The 14,437-nt window shown below is 57.0% G+C and carries 8 protein-coding genes; 4 read left to right on the top strand and 4 right to left on the bottom strand.

The genetic code is table 11. The annotated features are described in order from the left end of the window. Positions 1-17: 17 nt before the first annotated feature. Positions 18-2,297: an NADP-dependent oxaloacetate-decarboxylating malate dehydrogenase gene (gene maeB, locus QMG44_RS20560; protein ID WP_014171100.1), complete on the bottom strand. Its 2,280-nt coding sequence runs from the start codon at positions 2,295-2,297 to the stop codon at positions 18-20. A gap of 290 nt (positions 2,298-2,587) precedes the next feature. Here maeB and tal point away from each other — a divergent pair, with 290 nt between their 5' ends. After that, on the top strand, positions 2,588-3,538 hold the full coding sequence (gene tal / locus QMG44_RS20555) for a transaldolase (RefSeq protein ID WP_014171101.1): 951 nt from the start codon (positions 2,588-2,590) through the stop codon (positions 3,536-3,538). A gap of 19 nt (positions 3,539-3,557) precedes the next feature. After that, positions 3,558-5,546 (top strand): transketolase, encoded by a 1,989-nt coding sequence (tkt, locus tag QMG44_RS20550; RefSeq protein WP_086532232.1) that lies wholly within the window; start codon positions 3,558-3,560, stop codon positions 5,544-5,546. On the opposite strand, the gene QMG44_RS20545 is transcribed toward tkt, so the two are convergent. The 3 genes from QMG44_RS20545 to aegA all read right to left on the bottom strand — a co-directional run bounded on the left by QMG44_RS20545 (position 5,543) and on the right by aegA (position 9,329). Further along, complete coding sequence (locus QMG44_RS20545; protein WP_020883076.1) at positions 5,543-6,586, bottom strand: DUF1176 domain-containing protein; 1,044 nt, start codon at positions 6,584-6,586, stop codon at positions 5,543-5,545. The genes tkt and QMG44_RS20545 overlap by 4 nt on opposite strands. Before the next feature lie 108 nt (positions 6,587-6,694). Continuing rightward, on the bottom strand, positions 6,695-7,285 hold the full coding sequence (gene nudK / locus QMG44_RS20540) for a GDP-mannose pyrophosphatase NudK (protein WP_020883075.1): 591 nt from the start codon (positions 7,283-7,285) through the stop codon (positions 6,695-6,697). Between the two features lie 67 nt (positions 7,286-7,352). After that, positions 7,353-9,329: a formate-dependent uric acid utilization protein AegA gene (gene aegA / locus QMG44_RS20535; protein WP_047366199.1), complete on the bottom strand. Its 1,977-nt coding sequence runs from the start codon at positions 9,327-9,329 to the stop codon at positions 7,353-7,355. Between the two features lie 152 nt (positions 9,330-9,481). Here aegA and narQ point away from each other — a divergent pair, with 152 nt between their 5' ends. After that, positions 9,482-11,176, top strand: a complete 1,695-nt coding sequence (gene narQ, locus QMG44_RS20530) for a nitrate/nitrite two-component system sensor histidine kinase NarQ (protein WP_086532230.1) — start codon at positions 9,482-9,484, stop codon at positions 11,174-11,176. Between the two features lie 142 nt (positions 11,177-11,318). Further along, complete coding sequence (acrD, locus tag QMG44_RS20525; protein WP_014171108.1) at positions 11,319-14,432, top strand: multidrug efflux RND transporter permease AcrD; 3,114 nt, start codon at positions 11,319-11,321, stop codon at positions 14,430-14,432. The last annotated feature ends 5 nt before the right edge of the window (positions 14,433-14,437 follow it).

Genomic DNA, 14,437 nt, shown 5'->3' with positions numbered 1-14,437 from the left:
GCCGGCAGGCGCAGCGCTTACAGCGGCTGCGTCTGCGCTTCAACCACCGCCAGTGCTACCATATTCACGATACGACGCACCGAAGCAATCGGCGTCAACACGTGCACTGGCTTCGCCACGCCCATCAGCACCGGTCCTACGGTAACCCCTTCAGAGCTGGAGACACGCAGCAGGTTGTAGCTGATGCGGGCCGCTTCCACGTTCGGCATAATCAGCACGTTTGCAGAACCTTTCAGCGGGCTGTCCGGCATGCGTTCGTTTCGAATGCTCTCCACCAGCGCAGCATCACCGTGCATCTCGCCGTCAATCATCAGTTCCGGCGCACGCTGGCGAACCAGCTCCAGCGTCTGGCGCATTTTGCACGCCGCCGCTGATTTCGACGAACCGAAGTTGGAGTGCGACAGCAGCGCCACCTTCGGTTCAATACCAAAGCGACGCACGGTTTCTGCCGCCATCACGGTGATCTCCGCCAACTCTTCCGGGCTCGGATCGTCGTTGACGTAGGTGTCGGCAATAAAGGTGTTGCCGCTTGGCAGCAGCAGCGCGTTCATCGCCCCGGCGGTGTGGACCCCTTCGCGATAGCCGAAGATCTCCTGCACCACGCTGAAGTGCTCGTGATAATCACCGATCGTGCCGCAGATCAACGCATCCGCTTCACCGCGGTGGACCATGATCGCCCCGATCACCGTGGTGTTGCTGATCACGGCCTTTTGCGCCTGCTCCTGGGTGATCCCGCGACGTTTCATGATCGCGTAGTATTCGTTCCAGTACTCTTTAAAGCGCGGATCGGATTCGTTATTAACGATCTCAAAATCCACACCCGCTTTGATCTGCAGCCCCAGCTTCTGAATACGCATCTCGATAACGCTCGGACGACCGATCAGGATTGGCTTCGCCAGACCTAAGGTGATCAGCTCCTGCGTGGCATGCAGAACGCGCGCCTCTTCCCCTTCCGCCAGCACCACGCGTTTCGCGTCGGCACGCGCCTGGGAGAAAATGGGCTTCATAAACAGGTTGGTTTTGTAGACAAACTCGGTGAGCTTATCGACGTAAGCATCGAAATCTTTGATGGGGCGCGTCGCCACGCCGGAGTCCATAGCCGCCTTAGCAACCGCCGGGGCGATTTTGACAATCAGACGCGGGTCGAATGGTTTTGGAATGATGTAGTCCGGGCCAAAGCTCAGATCCTGGTCACCATACGCCGAGGCGACCACTTCGCTCTGCTCGGCGTGCGCCAGTTCCGCAATGGCATGAACGGCCGCGAGCTTCATCTCTTCGTTGATCGCCGTCGCGCCCACGTCCAGCGCCCCGCGGAAGATGAACGGGAAGCAGAGAACGTTGTTCACCTGGTTCGGGTAATCGGAACGACCGGTACAGATAATGGCATCTTCACGCACGGCTTTTGCCAGCGGCGGCAGAATTTCCGGCTCCGGGTTTGCCAGCGCCAGAATCATTGGCGCACGCGCCATTTTCTTCACCATCTCCTGGGTCAGCACTTTCGGGCCTGAACAGCCAAGGAAGATATCCGCGCCGTCAATCACGTCCTCCAGCGTGCGTTTACCGTCGTCTTCTACCGCGTAGGCCGCTTTGGTTTCCGCCATGTTCGGCTCACGGTCCTTGTAGATAACGCCTTTGGAGTCGCAGACCACAATGTTGTGCTTCTGCATGCCCAGCGCCACCAGCAGGTTCATACAGGCGATTGCCGCCGCGCCTGCGCCGGAGACCACCATACGCACGTCAGAGAGATTTTTCTCAACCACACGCAGACCGTTCAGAATGGCCGCGGTGCTGATAATCGCGGTACCGTGCTGGTCATCATGGAACACGGGAATGTTCATACGCTCGCGCAGTTTCTGCTCGATATAGAAACATTCCGGCGCTTTGATGTCTTCGAGGTTGATCCCACCGAAGGTTGGTTCCAGCGCGGCAACCACATTGATGAATTTATCAGGATCGAGCTCATCCACTTCGATATCGAACACGTCAATACCGGCAAATTTCTTGAACAGAACGCCCTTGCCTTCCATCACGGGCTTACCGGCCAGCGCACCAATATTGCCTAATCCCAGCACCGCCGTCCCGTTAGAGATCACGGCGACCAGGTTGCCACGCGCGGTGTATTTATAGGCTGCCAGCGGATCTTTTTCGATTTCGAGGCACGGCGCCGCGACGCCGGGCGAGTAGGCCAGCGCCAGATCGCGCTGAGTCGCCAGCGGTTTTGTCGGGGAGACCTGAATTTTACCTGGGACAGGGAACTCGTGGAAATCGAGAGCACTCTGTTTTAACTGATCATCCATCTTATTTTTCCTTTCACGTATCGGTCAAAAGGGTGACGTTTGCGATCCTGAAGCACACCCTGGTGTGCCGCCTAGTATCGCCGCAGGCAGCCACATAAACTTTGAAGGCTGCCAAACTCTCACCATTGCAGAATAAAAATTGTTATCAATTTATAACAGCCATGTTACCCGTCTCAGAAAGCAATGCCTCCCCCGTCTGCTATGCTTTTTTGTTAAGTCCATCATGATTTTCGCAGAAGTGTGAACTAACGCACTCGAGTAACTCTTTTATTTCCAAGGAGTAATTATTTATGAACCAACTAGACGGCATCAAACAATTCACTACCGTGGTCGCCGACAGCGGTGATATCGAGTCGATTCGTCACTATCAGCCCGAAGATGCGACCACTAACCCTTCGCTGCTGCTCAAAGCGGCCGGTCTTGCTCATTTTAGTCATCTGATTGATGACGCTATCGACTACGGTAAACAGCGCGGTAAAACACAGGAGCAGCAGGTCGCCGAAGCGAGCGACAAGCTGGCCGTTAATTTCGGTGCGGAAATTCTGAAAAGCATCCCGGGACGCGTCTCTACCGAAGTGGACGCCCGCCTCTCCTTCGACCAGGAGAAGAGCATCACGAAAGCCCGCCGCCTGGTTGAGCTCTACCAGGAGCAGGGCATCGATAAATCGCGCATTCTGATTAAGCTGGCCTCAACCTGGGAAGGGATCCGCGCGGCGGAAGTTCTGGAAAAAGAGGGGATCCATTGCAACCTGACGCTGCTGTTCTCCTTTGCGCAGGCGCGCGCCTGTGCCGAAGCCGGCGTCTTCCTGGTGTCTCCGTTCGTCGGGCGAATCTATGACTGGTATCAGGCTAAACAGCCGATGGATCCGTACGTGGTGGATGAGGACCCGGGCGTGAAATCGGTGCGTAATATCTACGACTATTACAAACAGCACCGCTACGAAACCATCGTGATGGGCGCCAGCTTCCGCCGTACCGAGCAGATCCTCGCCCTGGCAGGCTGTGACCGCCTGACCATCTCCCCTAACCTGCTTAAAGAGCTGCAGGACAAAGAGGAGACGGTTATCCGCAAACTGGTGCCCACATCAACCGTCCTCCCCAAACCTAAAGCCATGACCGAAGCGGAATTCCGCTGGGAGCACAATCAGGACGCAATGGCCGTCGAAAAACTGGCGGAAGGCATCCGCCTGTTCGCCGTCGACCAGCGCAAACTTGAAGATCTTCTTGCCGCCAAACTTTAACCTTGCCACGGAGTGAATTATGTCCCGTAAAGAGCTAGCCAATGCCATTCGCGCCCTCAGCATGGATGCCGTGCAGAAGGCCAATTCCGGCCACCCTGGCGCCCCCATGGGCATGGCTGACATTGCCGAAGTGCTGTGGAATGATTTCCTGAAGCACAACCCGAACGACCCCAGCTGGTACGATCGCGACCGTTTTATTCTCTCTAACGGCCACGCCTCCATGCTGCTCTACAGCCTGCTGCACCTTTCCGGCTACGACCTGCCGCTATCCGAGTTAAAAAACTTCCGCCAGCTGCACTCAAAAACGCCGGGCCACCCGGAGATAGGCTATACGCCGGGTGTGGAGACCACCACCGGGCCGCTCGGCCAGGGGTTAGCCAACGCGGTCGGGCTGGCGATTGCCGAACGCACGCTGGCGGCGCAGTTTAACCAGCCAGACCACGAGATTGTCGATCACTACACTTATGTGTTTATGGGCGACGGCTGTCTGATGGAGGGGATTTCTCACGAAGTCTGTTCGCTGGCGGGCACGCTGGGGCTGGGCAAGCTGATCGGATTTTACGATCACAACGGTATCTCCATCGACGGGGAGACCAAAGGCTGGTTTACCGACGACACGGCAAAACGGTTTGAGGCCTACCACTGGCACGTAGTGCATGAAATTGACGGCCACGACCCAGAAGCGGTGAAAAAAGCGATTCAGGAAGCGCAAAGCGTGAAGGACAAACCGTCCCTGATCATCTGTCGCACCACCATCGGTTTCGGCTCACCGAACAAAGCGGGTAAAGAGGAAGCCCACGGCGCGGCGCTGGGTGAAGAAGAAGTGGCGCTGACCCGGCAGAAACTGGGCTGGAAATACCCGCCGTTTGAGATCCCGAAAGAGATCTACCGCGCGTGGGACGCCCGCGAAGAGGGTGAAAAAGCCCAGCACGCGTGGAATGAAAAATTTGCCGCCTATCAAAAAGCCCACCCGGAACTGGCCGCTGAATTCTCGCGCCGCATGAGCGGTGGCCTGCCGGAGGACTGGGAAGCGAAAACCCAGGCGCTGATTGAAAATCTGCAGTCTAACCCGGCGAAAATTGCCACCCGTAAGGCCTCGCAAAACACCCTCAACGCCATCGGCCCCCTCCTGCCCGAACTGCTGGGCGGCTCCGCGGATCTGGCTCCAAGTAACCTGACCATCTGGTCTGGCTCAAAATCGCTGAAAGAGGATATTGCCGGGAACTATATCCACTACGGGGTGCGTGAGTTCGGGATGACCGCCATTGCCAATGGCATCGCCCATCACGGCGGGTTTGTGCCCTACACTGCTACCTTCCTGATGTTCGTTGAGTACGCCCGTAACGCGGCGCGTATGGCGGCATTAATGAAAGCGCGGCAGATCATGGTCTACACCCACGATTCGATTGGTCTGGGTGAAGACGGTCCCACCCACCAGGCCGTTGAGCAGCTGGCGAGCCTGCGTTTGACGCCAAACTTCAGCACCTGGCGTCCGTGCGATCAGGTCGAAGCGGCGGTTGGCTGGAAGCTGGCGGTTGAGCGCCACACGGGGCCAACGGCATTAATTCTGTCGCGGCAAAACCTGGCCCAGATTGAACGCACGCCGGAGCAGGTAAAAAATATCGCCCGCGGCGGGTACATCCTGAAAGACAGCGGCGGCAAACCGGATGTCATCCTGATTGCTACCGGTTCTGAGGTGGAAATTACCGTGAAGGCCGCGGAAAAACTGACCGCCGAAGGTCATGCGGTACGCGTGGTATCCCTGCCGTCCACCGACATTTTTGATGCTCAGGATGAGGCCTACCGTGAATCGGTCCTGCCCTCTAACGTCGCAGCCCGTGTGGCCGTCGAGGCGGGTATCGCCGACTACTGGTACAAATATGTCGGGCTGAAGGGTGCCATCGTCGGGATGCGTGGGTACGGCGAGTCGGCGCCTGCCGACAAGCTGTTCCCGTATTTTGGCTTTACCGTTGAGAATGTGGTTGAGAAGGCGCTGAGCGTAATTTAGCGCGTGATCCACAACGTGGGCCAGGCATCTGGCCCATTCCAGTTATCGCAGCTGGGCTCTTCTGCATAACGCACCAGGCGGAAACGCTGGCCGTCAAAACGCCAGCGCGTCTGGACCCCACAATCGCCAATACCGCGACCCAGCGCGAGCGTAGTCAGCTCGCGCGTTTTCTCATCAAAGCGGGCATTCATCAATTCGATTTCACTGCTATCGTCTGCAGGGGTGAAAGGCAGACGCAGCCTTACGCTGCGGGAAGAAAACGGCTTTTTGCGCGATACCAGCCAGGCCAGATCGACCGTGTTATACGCCCCCGCCTCACAGCTAATAATCAGCAATGCTTTTTCATCGGTTAACGCGGTGACGCGCACTTCACGGCGGTTAGGATCGAGCGAGCACTGGCTGTTGTTCATCCGCCAGGTGCCATAATCCAGCAGGTCGTTCAATTCGGCGTGGGAGAGCGGCGTCGGCGTCGGATTGACTACCGCCACCTTTTTTAAGGCGGGTGCAGGCGGCACGCTTAACGGCGGATCGTCACCTTTTTTAATCCAGGCCGTTTCACTCCCGACACGTTTCTGCTGCGCATCAATAAACAACAGCGCGGCTTTCAGGCCGTTCAGAGAGATAACCTGGTCACCGCCGCGCAAGGTCAGGGCTTTTCCTTCCTGGATATTTTTCAGAAACGCCGTGATGGTGGCGGCATCATCACTTTTCAGATGCCACGGGGTTAACTGCCAGTGCTGCCGATCCAGCTTGAGAGGAACCTTATCCAGCAACAACCGTGGCGCAATATCCGCTTCTTTCACGGCAGGGTCAGCAAGGCCGCCAAGATCGATACGCAGCGTAGCGTCGGTTTTCGCGCCGGCACTGCGGCTGAGCGTCATGACCAGCCCCCGGTGTTCACCGGTATTGCGTGCGAGGCAAAAATTCTGGTTATTGCAGGTCACCTGCCAGTCAGAAAATAATTGCTGGGCAGGCGCAGCCCACACCTGCGAGGAGGTGAGCACGCAAAACAGGCAGAGAAGAGAGACGCAATAGCGCATGAATGGCACAATCCCGGAACGAAAACGCTTAACTGGGCTGTATCTTCGTGTTCCCGCCCGGGTTGCTCAATCGGATTTATCGGATAGATTTATCCGAAATACAATCTATCACCGTTCGAAAGAGGCGTTCATCAGCCCGGTCGTTTGAAGATACTGTAGTAATATCACAGCTTTACCATCCCTGATTTCCCCGGCATGCATCATCTCCAGCGCGCGGGAAAACGGCAACTCCAGCACTTCAATATCTTCATCTTCCACGCCACCGCCGCGGTGAGTACGCTGCGCATCGCTGTATTCCGCGATGAAGAAATGGACGATTTCCGTCACGCCGCCAGGAGACATAAACAGCTCGAAGACTTTTTTGACCTCTCCCACCTCAAAGCCAGTCTCTTCGACGGCCTCTTTGCGGATGCACACTTCCGGCTCGTCGTCATCAAGCAGGCCCGCACAGGTTTCAATCAACCTTCCGTCAGGGTTGCCATTGACCCATGTTGCTACCCTGAACTGACGGATCAGCACCACACTCTGCTTTTCACGGTTATAAAGCAAAATGGTGGCGCCATTGCCGCGGTCATAGACCTCGCGTTTATGGCGGATCACTTCACCGTTATTACGGGTTAAATCGTAAGTGATGTTACGCAGAACAAAGTAGTTTTCAGAAAGGATTTTGTCTTTGATAACGTCAATTTTCAGGGTCATACGGGCTCCACGACACAATGAGTCTTCCTATAGTACGCCGTGAAACCCGCTTTGTCGCCCGCCTGGTTTAGTGCATTTTCGGCACACTGACCTCAAGCCAGTCAAGGATCCCCCGCGCCGCATGACGCCCTTCCGCCATCGCCGTCACCACCAGATCAGCACCGCGCACCGCATCACCGCCGGCGAAAATTTGCGGGTTAGACGTCTGGTAACGATAGCGACTTTCCACCGAGGCAATGATTCGCCCCCAGTCATCGGTGTTGACGCCCTGACTCTCCAGCCAGGGCATGGCATGTGGGTTAAAGCCAAAAGCCATAATCACCGCATCGGCCGGCATGACAAACTCGCTGCCCTCCACCGGGACGGGTCGACGACGCCCCTGCGCATCCGGCTCTCCCATCCGGGTGCGCAGCATCCGGATGCCGTTAACCTTGCCGTCAGCAGCAAGGGTCAATTCAACGGGCTGGACGTTAAATTCAAATGCGGCTCCCTCTTCTTTCGCATTCTTCACCTCTTTTTTCGAGCCCGGCATATTGGCTTCATCCCGGCGATAGGCGCAGGTGACTTTTGCCGCGCCGTGACGTAACGCGGTGCGCACGCAGTCCATTGCGGTATCCCCCCCGCCCAGCACCACCACGTTGAGCCCACGGGTGTCGATAAACGGTTCGTTGGCCGTCGCGTCCAGCCCCATGACGTGGCGCGTGTTCCCCACCAGGAACGGCAACGCATCGTAGACACCCGGCGCATCTTCATGGGGGATGCCCGCTTTCATCGAACGATAGGTTCCCACGCCAATAAACAGGGCGTCGTAATCTGTTTGCAACTGAGACAACGACACATCGCTGCCCACGTCGCAGTTCAGCTCGAAGTGAACCCCCATCGCAGTAAAAATCTCTCTGCGTCGTGCGAGCAGGGATTTATCCAGCTTAAAGGCCGGAATGCCGAATGTCAGCAAGCCGCCGATTTCGGGATGCCTGTCATAGACCGTCACGCTCACCCCGCTGCGCACCAGCACATCCGCGCATGCCAGCCCGGCAGGCCCCGCGCCGATAATCGCGACGCGTTTTCCCACCGAAGAAACGCCAGACATATCCGGTCGCCAGCCCAACGCCAGCGCCTGGTCAGAGATGTAGCGCTCGAGGTTGCCAATGGTCACCGACCCTGACGCATCGCGCGCGGTGCAGGCACCTTCACATAACCTGTCCTGCGGGCAGACCCGGCCGGTAATTTCAGGTAAACAGTTGGTCTGATGAGAAAGTTCGACCGCGCCGAGGATGTCACCGGCGTTAATCCGTTCAATCCACTGCGGAATGTGGTTGTGCAGCGGGCAGGTCCATTCACATATGCTGTGCTCCCCGCATTTCAGGCAGCGCGATGCCTCGCGTCTGGCCTGTTCGGTCCGAAACGGCAGGTATATTTCATTGAAATGGCCAACCCGCTCTTCGGCAGCCAGTTTGTCGGGCTCGCCGCGTGGTGGTGTGTTGTGCATCTGCTGCAGTTTGGTGGGTGCCGTCCCCTCGCTGACTGCCTCACTGTGCCAGGGCTGCGCCTCCAGCCTGGCGGTGCGCTGACGGCGCGATTTTGCCAGGTTATCCAGCACGTCTGGCGTCGCCAGCGTCAGCACATCTGCCGGGCAATTTTCGATACAGGCCGGGCCCTGCGGGCGGGTCAGGCAGAGATCGCATTTATACGCCGAGGCTTTTGCACTGCCGTTGTCGAGCGGCGTAACGATAATCTCCATTGTGCCGAAGGGACAGGCAACCACGCAGGCTTTACAACCGATGCATTTTTGTTGATTCACCTGTACGCTGTCATCGCGTTTGCTGATGGCGCCGTTCGGGCAACTGAGTGCACACGGGGCATTTTCACAGTGGTGACAGGTGACGGGGCTGTTCTGCGCGCCAGAGTTAAGGACCGTAATACGGGGATGGAAATGGCGCTTGCTCAGGACATGTTGCTCATCATTATGCGCCATTACGCAGGCAACTTCGCAGGCATGGCACCCAATACATTGCTGGCTGTTAGCCATAATAAAACGATTCATAACGACACCTGTTTTTGGTTCAATAACCTTATTCTTTGTATGAATATGGTATTTACTCATCACAGCGTCGTCAGGCAATGTTCAATTGCCCGGAATGCCAAACTATTTCCAGTGAACCTGTGGCAGATCAATTTTATTCAGGAAGCCGTTCTGTGACCGTTAAACGCCCTGTTTCCGCAAGCCTGGCCTGGGCTTTCTTTTCGATGATTGTGTTATCCGTTCTGACCAGCACCGTCGCGCTGCTGACGCTTGCCAGCAGCCAGCGTGACGCCGAAGCCATCAATATTGCGGGTTCACTGCGTATGCAGAGTTACCGGCTGGGCTATGAGATGCAGCGCAACAGCCCTTCCCTGACACAGCATCGCCAACACTGGCAACACACCCTGAGCGCACCTGCACTCCAAAAGCTGAACCGCTGGTACGTGCCGGACGATGTCAAACAGCGCTACCAGCAGCTGCATCTGGCCTGGCAGGAGATGGATACGCACATCGCCCGCGGCGATCTCGCGTGGTATCAAACCCATATCGAAGATTTTGTTGGCCGTATTGATGCCTTTGTGCTCGCCCTTCAGCACTATACCGAACATAAAATTCAGACGGTGACCCTGCTCTCTCTGGCTGGCGCGCTGGGGATCCTGCTGCTGACGGTGTTTACCCTGCGACGCATCCGTCGCCAGGTGGTCTTGCCCCTCAACAATCTGGTCGCCGCAAGCGAACGCGTTGAACGGAGACAATTTGATACCCCGGCACCGGATACCACTTTGCCGAATGAACTCGGTCAGCTGTCCCGCGCCTTTAACCATATGTCGGCGGAGTTACACACCCTCTATCGCTCGCTTGAAGATTCGGTTGCGGAAAAGACCCGGCACCTGAACGAGGCGCATCAGCAGCTCGAAATGCTGTTCAAATGTTCGCAGGCGCTCAACACCGGACAGATAGACAGTCACTGTTTCCGGCATATATTGCAAATCGTCCATGAATACACCCGGATGAATTATCTGGAGTTACGGACCAGTGACGACTGGCGTCTGTGTGAAGGGAGTGAGGCAGCCGACATGCCGCTGCAAAACCTGCCGGTGCTGATGCAGGATACGCTCTACGGCGAGCTACGCTGGCAGAGCGAGACGGACAGCGTCCCGCTTCCGCTGATGAGAAGCGTGGCGACAATGCTCGGGCGCGGGCTTTACTTCAACCAGGCGCAAAAGCATTACCAGCAGTTGCTGCTGATGGAAGAGCGCGCGACGATTGCCCGCGAACTGCATGATTCTCTCGCGCAGGTGTTGTCGTATCTGCGGATCCAGCTTGCGCTGCTTAAGCGTGCCGTACCGCAAGAGAATGCCCCGGCGCAGACCATCATCACCGACTTCTCCCGCGAGCTTAACAATGCCTGGCATCAGCTTCGCGAGCTGCTCACCACCTTCCGCCTGACGCTCAACCACGCTAACCTGCCGGCGGCCCTTCAGGAGTCACTCGACGGCCTGCAGAGTCAGACGCAGGCAAAGCTGCATCTTGACTGTCGCCTCTCCTCCCTGGCCCTTGACGCACAAAAGCAGGTGCATCTGCTGCAGATCGTGCGTGAAGCGGTGTTGAACGCAATCAAGCACGCGCAGGCCAGCGAGATCACCGTAAGCTGTATCACCGCCGTGGACGGCACGCACAGCGTGAGCATTCGCGACAATGGCATCGGGATTGGCGAAGCCAGCGAACCGCCGGGACATTACGGGCTGAATATAATGCGTGAACGCGCGGAACGGCTCGGCGGTACCCTGCACTTTTCGCAGCCACAAAATGGGGGAACGCAGGTGAGCGTGACATTCCCTTCGTCGCTGGCGTTAACAGGTAAATAACCGTAAAGGGGGCAGCGCAGAGAAACGCGCATGATAATTTACATTATCTCCTTTATTTCTCCACGTTTGGTCTTCGTCTTGCCGCTAAAGTGGTGCGGGCAATAAACAATAATGACGTGCAGCAAAACGAGGTCAATTTTTCATGGCGAATTTTTTCATCGATCGCCCCATTTTTGCCTGGGTACTTGCCATTCTGTTGTGTCTGACAGGTGTCCTGGCCATTACTTCACTTCCCGTTGAGCAATACCCCGATCTGGCACCTCCTAACGTGCGTGTCACAGCAAACTATCCCGGCGCCTCGGCACAGACGCTGGAAAATACCGTGACGCAGGTTATCGAGCAGAACATGACGGGTCTGGATAACCTGATGTACATGTCCTCACAAAGCAGCGCCACGGGCCAGGCAACGGTGACCCTGAGCTTTACGGCCGGGACTGACCCGGATGAAGCGGTGCAGCAGGTACAAAACCAGCTGCAGTCAGCCATGCGAAAACTGCCGCAGGCAGTGCAGAATCAGGGCGTTACCGTACGTAAAACGGGGGATACCAATATTTTGACCATCGCGTTTGTCTCCACCGATGGTTCCATGGATAAGCAGGATATTGCGGACTACGTTGCCAGTAACATTCAGGACCCGCTCAGCCGTATTAACGGCGTAGGGGATATCGACGCCTACGGGTCACAATATTCAATGCGCATCTGGCTCGATCCTGACAAGCTGAACAGCTTCCAGATGACGGCGACTGACGTGACGGACGCCATCAAGTCGCAGAACGCCCAGATTGCCGTAGGGCAGTTGGGAGGAACGCCTTCCGTCGAAAAACAAGCCCTGAATGCCACCATTAACTCGCAATCGCTGCTTCAGACTCCGGAGCAGTTCCGCAACATCACCCTACGCGTGAATCAGGACGGTTCAGAAGTGCGGCTGGGCGATGTCGCCACGGTGGAAATGGGTGCGGAAAAGTACGACTACCTGAGCCGCTTTAATGGTAATCCCGCCTCCGGCCTGGGGATTAAACTGGCCTCCGGCGCAAATGAAATGGCGACGGCGAAACTGGTGTTAGACCGCCTGGACGAGCTGTCGAACTATTTCCCTCACGGCCTTGAATACAAAGTCGCCTACGAAACCACCTCCTTCGTTAAAGCGTCGATTGAGGATGTGGTGAAGACCCTGCTGGAAGCCATCGCGCTGGTCTTCCTGGTCATGTACCTGTTCCTGCAAAACTTCCGGGCGACGCTGATCCCGACCATAGCCGTCCCCGTGGTCCTGCTGGGCACCTTCGCGGTGCTTTACGCGTTTGGTTATAGCATCAACACGCTGACGATGTTTGCAATGGTGCTGGCAATTGGCCTTCTGGTGGATGACGCCATCGTGGTGGTTGAAAACGTCGAGCGCATCATGAGCGAGGAAGGCCTTTCCCCGCGCCAGGCCACGCGTAAATCGATGGGGCAAATACAGGGCGCGTTAGTCGGCATCGCCATGGTGCTTTCGGCGGTCTTTATCCCGATGGCCTTCTTTGGCGGCACAACCGGTGCTATTTACCGCCAGTTCTCGATAACCATCGTCTCGGCAATGGTGCTTTCGGTACTGGTGGCGCTGATCCTGACCCCTGCGCTCTGCTCTACCCTTCTTAAGCCTTTGCACAAAGGCGAGCAGCATGGTCAGAAAGGGTTCTTCGGCTGGTTTAACCGCATGTTTAACCGCAATGCCGCGCGCTATGAATCCGCTGTCGGTAAAGTGCTGCACCGCAGCCTGCGCTGGATGCTGATTTACGTAGTGCTGCTGGGTGGAATGGTCTGGCTATTCCTGCATCTGCCTACCTCGTTTCTGCCAATGGAGGACCGGGGAATGTTCACCACCTCCGTGCAACTTCCGAGCGGCGCGACGCAGCAGCAGACGCTGAAAGTGGTCGAAAAAGTCGAACAGTACTTCTTCACCCAGGAGAAAGATAATGTGGTGTCGGTCTTCTCCACCGTGGGCTCTGGCCCGGGTGGTAACGGGCAGAACGTTGCCCGTATGTTTGTACGCCTGAAGGACTGGGACGAGCGCGACACAAAAACGGGGACCGCGTCGGCCATCATTGAACGCGCCACCCACGCGTTTACGAAGATCAACGAAGCGCGCGTCTTTGCCAGCAGCCCACCGGCCATTAGCGGGCTGGGCAGTTCTGCCGGGTTTGACATGGAGCTGCAGGATCACGCCGGTGCAGGCCACACGGCGCTGATGGCGGCGCGCGATAAGCTGTTAGCGCTGGCGGGCAAAGACGCTGACCTGACCCGCGTTCGTCATAACGGCCTGGATGACAGCCCGCAGCTGCAGGTGGATATTGATCAGCGTAAGGCGCAGGCTCTGGGTGTTTCCATCGACGACATTAACGACACCCTGCAGACGGCCTGGGGCTCAAGCTATGTGAATGACTTTATGGATCGTGGGCGTGTGAAAAAAGTGTATGTCCAGTCCGCCGCGCCGTTCCGTATGTTGCCGAATGATATTAACCGCTGGTTTGTTCGTAATAACGCTGGCGGGATGGTGCCGTTCTCGGCGTTCGCCTCGTCGCACTGGGAGAGTGGTTCGCCGCGTCTGGAACGCTATAACGGCTATTCGGCGGTAGAAATCGTCGGTGAAGCCGCGCCGGGCGTCAGTACCGGTACCGCCATGGACACCATGGAGAAACTGGTGCAACAGCTGCCTGCCGGGTTTGGGCTGGAGTGGACGGCGATGTCTTATCAGGAGCGGCTTTCCGGGGCACAGGCGCCTGCGCTTTACGCGCTTTCCCTGCTGGTGGTCTTCCTCTGTCTTGCCGCGCTGTATGAAAGCTGGTCCGTTCCGTTCTCGGTCATGCTGGTGGTGCCGCTTGGCGTCATCGGTGCGCTGCTGGCGACCTGGATGCGCGGTCTGGAGAATGATGTGTACTTCCAGGTTGGGCTGCTCACCGTGATCGGCCTGTCGGCGAAAAACGCGATCCTGATTGTTGAGTTTGCCAACGAGATGAATGCCAAAGGCCACGAGCTGATGGCGGCCACACTGCACGCCTGCCGTCAGCGCTTGCGTCCGATCCTGATGACGTCGCTGGCATTTGTCTTTGGGGTATTACCGATGGCAACCAGCACCGGTGCGGGCTCCAGCAGCCAGCATGCGGTAGGTACAGGGGTGATGGGGGGCATGATTTCGGCAACCGTCCTGGCCATTTATTTTGTGCCGCTGTTCTTTGTGCTGGTGCGTCGCCGCTTCCCGCTGAAGGAACGTCCTGAATAACAGTA

Origin of the sequence: Enterobacter sp. 200527-13 (genome assembly GCF_027924865.1) — a bacterium.
GTDB lineage: Bacteria > Pseudomonadota > Gammaproteobacteria > Enterobacterales > Enterobacteriaceae > Enterobacter > Enterobacter ludwigii.
Note: the sequence above shows the minus strand (reverse complement) of the source record. Positions and strands in the feature narration are given on the sequence as shown.